The sequence below is a fragment of the uncultured Gimesia sp. genome, from assembly GCF_937910335.1.
GTDB lineage: Bacteria > Planctomycetota > Planctomycetia > Planctomycetales > Planctomycetaceae > Gimesia.
In genome coordinates, this window is sequence record NZ_CALEMX010000079.1 from 1 (window position 1) to 5541 (window position 5541).

Below are 5541 nucleotides of genomic sequence, written 5' to 3' on the forward strand. Positions count from 1 at the left end.
GTATGATTCGAGCCTGGATCGATTCCTGGCTCAACCCAAATGGGAAATATCGGTCTAGATAATAGAAAAGCTGTGAAATCAAAAAAGGGTCCATGTTCATCACCTTGAGGGCTTTGAGAAACATCTGCATTGATACATCCTGATACTTGACGGGACGTCCGAGAACCTTTGCAAAGATCGCAGCGATTTGATACGGGTCGAGCAGTTCAGGTCCTGTTGGTCGGTAAATTTTACCAATGTGTGAGGCCGGATTGATCAGCGTTTCCACGACGACACGGGCAATGTCTTCATTCGAAACCGGTGCCGTTTTTCCTCTTCCCAGTGCAAAAGGAAAGATGCCGAGTTGAGCGATCGGGCCGAGCACGGCCATATAATTGTCAGCAAACCATCCGGTATTGATCGTGACTGAGTCAACACCCGGCATCCAATCAAAAACACGGTCGGTGATGTAAGTCTGCCGGGTTGCAATGGAGGGATGTTTTGGCTGAGCCAACCATTGAGAAAGCGTGACTACCACCTCCAATCTAGCATCCGCTGCCATCACTGCAAAGTTCATCGCCCCATGCAGTACATTAATCCGCAATGCAGGTGGCGCACAATAGTAGGCCCGCTGCACACCCTGCATGGCTTTCTTAAAATCGTCAGGTTCCGTGTAATCTCCGACAATAATCTTGGCACCCGCCTGGGCGAGTGCCTTCGAGCGATGATCCAGCCTGCGTACAAAGGCAGTGACAGGATAGCCTTTTTCGAGAAGTTGATATGCAACCGCTGATCCGGTTTTGCCAGCGGCTGCTGTGACGAGGATTCCTGGTTTCGTAGTCATCTACTGCCCATTTATTTGTATATACAACTATTTAAGTAAAAAAAAGAGAGACATGACCGTCATGTCAACTCGTCAATACGCTTCACCGCTTGATTCAACTGACCGGAAATCGCTACTCCCAATAACTCCTGCGATTGCTTCTGTGCCTTTTTCCAGGCAGGTGCTGCCTGTTCGATGAGTTTTTTCCCTGCGCTGGTCAGTCGAAACGGTTGTGCCCGTCCATCTTCGTCTGGGATCACTTCCAACCAGCCTCTGGCTTTCATACGTTCGACATTGCGGCTCAGCGTGGAAACATCGAGGTGAAGAACCTGACAGACATCAGCGGGACGCGCAATCCCCATCTTTCCCACGGCGACAAGAATATTCATCTGGCTGATCTTGGCACCCAAGGGACGAAAGGCATCGTCATAAATTTTTGAGACCACCCGGTTGACTATCCTCAGCCGCACAGCAATGCACTCGCTGGCGATCGTGTTTGTTAAATCATCTATTTGACTGTTCGTCATATTTCCCTCACTGTCTTTAATTGTATATACAATATTTATATTGTCAAGCCCTATTTTTGTAAATCAATCAGAAAATGCTCAGGAGCAAATCAAAAAACACATCCACTCGATAATTGAATCCTCATACTCTCAAACTGCAAGAACAAATCCAAACGATGCATGGATTGACCAAATATTTCTTTTGATTAATGTCAACTAAATAAATTATTACTATAGTATCTGATGACATATTTTCTGAATAATCTCGGCGAGCTATGACTCCCAATTTGGTGCCTCAAATCCGATCTCAATAAGTAAATTGCTTATCGCCTTTTGATTAGAACTTGATGCCATTTGATCCGTATGAAATTCTTTTTCTTTTATGGTTGACCCTCCCCTAACTGGAGGCTGTATATTGTTCTGATCGTCGTTTGTAACCCGAAAACATGTGAAGGAAAGCCGCTGTGTTTAGTATCGGAGAGTTCTCAAAAATCACAGGCCTGACAGTAAAGACGCTGCGATTCTATCATGAGCAGGGGGTCTTAGATCCATCGTACATTGATGGGCAAACTGGCTATCGCTATTACGCTGATAGCAAAATCGAAACGGCTCGGGTGATTGCGCTACTTCGTCAGCTGGATTTCACGCTGGCAGATATTACCGGCATTCTTGAGAACAATCATGACGAAGCAGACATACTGGATTTGCTGGAACGACAGAAGCAGGCTATTGGAAACAAATTACAGGAGTACAGAGCCATCAGCAGTTCGCTCGATCAAATTATCATCAAAGAAAGAGAGGCACGAGAAGTGATGAAACACGCAACCTTTGAAGTTGAAGAGAAGTCGGTGGATTCCATGCTAATAGCTGGCGTCCGAATGAAAGGGAGATATAGTGATTGTGCTAAAGGCTTCGCTCAAATCGGCAGACATTTCGGACGGCAGATCTGTGACAAGCCATTCTTACTTCACTACGATACTGAATATAAGGAGACAGATGCAGATTTCGAAGCCTGTATGCCAATTCGGAAAGGAACCAGCAAGGATGAAATTTCCGTAAGGGTATTGCCGGGAGGACGATGTGTGGCGCTGCTTCACAAAGGCCCCTATGAAGAGTTAGGTCAATCGTATGCCAGGATTCTCAGCTACATACAGCAAAAAGAATTCGAAATCGAAATTCCGTCCCGTGAAGTTTACATCAAAGGACCAGGCATGATTTTCAAAGGAAACCCTAAGAAGTACCTGACCGAAATTCAGATGCTCATTAAGGAATGACCTTGTTGCAAATACGTCCTGTGAGTAACTCGTCTGTTCAAACTCATGTCGGTCAAACATTGTATCAAGACCATGATATGGTTACGTTTCATTATCTTAAACTCCACGTCCTGGGCTTGTAAACAACATCTGATATTTTAGACTAAATACTATGAGCAGCCGAATGCGTATCCAAAAGGATTTTAAGAATGGTGACTTCCCGGGCACCGGTGCATTGTCTCGTCCGAGAGACCTGTTGCTGCATGAATTCCAACCAGGGAGTTCATGGCTCCGCGGTCTGCGATCTATTTGACTATGGGATATACGAAAATTAGAATCGTATTTGGCTGACCAGGATCTGACCCTGAAAATGAATCGTAAAATTTTGGCAAACGCATACAAATTTTGTGGTGTACTAAAAAGGATTGTGCTACCATCTCCCGCTATGCCAAAGAGTTTTTGAATCTCTGATAACCAAATAGTCTGAGGAAGAATCATGTCTTTTGAATCTGAAAAGCAGTCTTATGACCAGAATGGTTTTGCGGTAATACGCCAGTTTCTCGGAGAAACGGAACTGGCTGATCTGACTGGGAATCTGGATCGCTATATCAGTGATGTTGTGCCTCAGCTTCCGGACGCCGATGCGTTCTATGTGGATCGCAACCGTCCCGAGACGCTCAAGCAGATGCAGCATATGGGAGGCGATGTGTTCTTTCGTGATTATTCTCAGCATTCCAAGTGGTGCGAACTGGCCGAGGCACTTGTGGGTGAACCCGCGAATTGCGAACAGCCGGAGTGGTTTAATAAACCTCCGAATACGAATCATGTCACTCCGCCTCATCAGGATAATTATTATTTCTGTCTTGTGCCCTCTAATGTAGTGACGATCTGGCTGGCACTGGACGAAGTCGATGCAGAGAACGGTTGTCTGCGTTATGTTAAAGGTTCACATCAGCATGGTTATCGCAAACATGCCAAGTCGAATATTCTTGGATTTTCACAGGGCATTACCGACTATTCTCCCGATGATTTTTCGAACGAAGCAGTGATGTGTCTGCAGCCCGGTGATGCGATTGCACATCACGGCATGACGATCCATCGTGCCGACGCGAATATGTCAACCACGCGTCATCGCCGTTCGTTTGCGATGGTCTTTAAAGGAGTTTCCTGTCAGCGCGACGAAGCCGCCTATGAACGATACTTAAATATGGCATCTGAACAACAACAGGCACAAGGTTTGAACGTTTGATCGATCTGACACAGTCGCAAGTAGCTTCGCCACTGGTTCACAGCGTGAACATCGACCCGGGCACGACGTGGGTCAAAGAGCCGCGCGTCGCAATTGACGCGCCGCCCGATGACGAGATCGATTCACTTCCCGAAACACAATGGCCCATTGAAAACACGGCAAGTGGTGAACCACAAAGCGTTCCCGAACGCACAGGCGTGTGTGGCGTAGTCAGTCCGCGCATTCTGGCTTTACCGGGCGGCGGGTACCGGATGTATTATACGCAGATCCTGCCACGTGTCGGCTTTCCTGCGGGAGCCAATGATTATGACAACGCCACGGCGCGGATTTTAAGTGCCGTTTCCACAGAGGGAGCAGTGTGGGTTCCCGAACCCGGCGTGCGACTTTCTTCCCAAGAGGGCGGCGCGGGAGAATTTCGAGTGGCTTCCTCCGAAGTCGTTCCGACTGACAAGGCCCAACAGTTGAGGATGTATTTTGAATGTTGTCCCGGTCCGCAATCGACGTTAAGCACCATTCGCAGTGCCGTCTCCTCGGATGGCGGGCTGGAGTGGACTCCTGAGCCGGGCGTCCGGCTGGGATCAAGCGAGCATCGTTATTCTTCCCCGCGAATTCTGTTTTTAGAGGACGGCGTGTGTCGCCTGTATTGCCTGGAGATTGGTCGAGGAATCGTAAGTGGGCTGTCAGAAGATGGCGGCATCACATTCCAGCCGGAGCCGGGCGTGCGGATCGGACAGGATACGCAATACGACTCACGCGCTGCCTTTGCGTGTGAAATTCTTAAAGTAGCTGACGCGGGTTATGTGATGTACTACGCAGGATACAGTGCCCCCAATAAATCCCACATTCTGCGTGCAATTTCAGAAGACGGACTGACATGGAAGAAAGATCCAAAGCCGGTCATTTCACCCGATGGTACAGGTTGGGACGCCGTGAAGTGTTCGGAAATGTGCCTGATTCAACTACCTCAGACAGCAGAAGAGCCCTCCCAGTTTCGCATGTTTTACGAAGCCTGCGATGGTACCGGTTTAGATCAACGCGGCGTGTGGCGTATTGCCTGTGTTACATCCGAGAAATTGCATTGAGTGGACTACTTGATTCTACACATATCATTATTATTCTGTTTCGGGTGTTGGGACATCTTCCGAATATATTATCTCACAGTTTGGTAATATCGCCTGAAGCTGTGCGACCCCTGCCGCTGTCACTTGTGTGTCATCGAGCATAAGGACCCTCAAATTTGTGACTCCGTGCAGGTGGATCAATCCAGCATCAGTGATTTGTGTACCAGAGAGGTAAATCCGTTCGAGCTTGGTAAGCTCATTCAGATGTACCAATCCCGCATCAGTTACTTGTGTAGTATTGAGATTGAGATACTTCAGTTTTGAAATATCTTTCAGATGGAACAAACCAGCATCGCTAACTTGTGTGCCTGGAAGATCAAGGGCCTGCAGATTGATCAGTTCTTTAAGATGAATCAATCCCGCATCACTAAACGGTGTGTCTCTCAGATCTATTATTTTGAGGTTCGGGAGTTTTCTCAGGTGAATCAGTCCTGCATCTCGTACTTGAGTTTTCTCTAATCTGAGCCAATACAGTTTACTAAGCGCTTTCAGATGGACTAATCCGGCATCACTGATCTGATTGCCTGAGAGATCAAGTTCAAACAGGTTGGCGAGTTCTTTCAGGTGGATTAATCCCGCATCAGTTACTTGTGTATTTTTGAGATGAAGT

Annotated in this window: 5 protein-coding genes and 1 pseudogene; 3 read left to right on the forward strand and 3 right to left on the reverse strand. The window is 47.4% G+C overall.

Annotated features, from left to right (window positions below):
* Together Q0668_RS03220 and Q0668_RS03225 are read right to left on the reverse strand one after the other, a co-directional pair.
* Nucleotides 1–823: NmrA family NAD(P)-binding protein (locus tag Q0668_RS03220; RefSeq protein ID WP_298859872.1), on the reverse strand; the 823-nt coding region annotated here is incomplete at its 3' end.
* Nucleotides 824–882: 59 nt separating this feature from the next.
* Nucleotides 883–1329 (reverse strand): MarR family winged helix-turn-helix transcriptional regulator, encoded by a 447-nt coding sequence (locus Q0668_RS03225; RefSeq protein WP_298859874.1) that lies wholly within the window; start codon nucleotides 1327–1329, stop codon nucleotides 883–885.
* 443 nt (nucleotides 1330–1772) lie between these two features.
* On the opposite strand from Q0668_RS03225, the gene Q0668_RS03230 reads away from it, so the two are divergent.
* From Q0668_RS03230 to Q0668_RS03240, 3 genes are all read left to right on the forward strand, one after another.
* A complete protein-coding gene (locus Q0668_RS03230; RefSeq protein ID WP_298859876.1) occupies nucleotides 1773–2582 on the forward strand; it encodes a MerR family transcriptional regulator in 810 nt (269 codons plus the stop codon).
* A gap of 475 nt (nucleotides 2583–3057) precedes the next feature.
* Nucleotides 3058–3810: a phytanoyl-CoA dioxygenase family protein gene (locus Q0668_RS03235; protein WP_298859878.1), complete on the forward strand. Its 753-nt coding sequence runs from the start codon at nucleotides 3058–3060 to the stop codon at nucleotides 3808–3810.
* Nucleotides 3807–4892, forward strand: a complete 1086-nt coding sequence (locus Q0668_RS03240) for a hypothetical protein (protein WP_298859881.1) — start codon at nucleotides 3807–3809, stop codon at nucleotides 4890–4892. Before Q0668_RS03235 ends, Q0668_RS03240 begins: the two co-directional genes overlap by 4 nt.
* 30 nt (nucleotides 4893–4922) lie before the next feature.
* Here Q0668_RS03240 and Q0668_RS03245 read toward each other — a convergent pair.
* Nucleotides 4923–5541 (reverse strand): annotated as a pseudogene (locus Q0668_RS03245) (hypothetical protein); the annotation flags it as partial.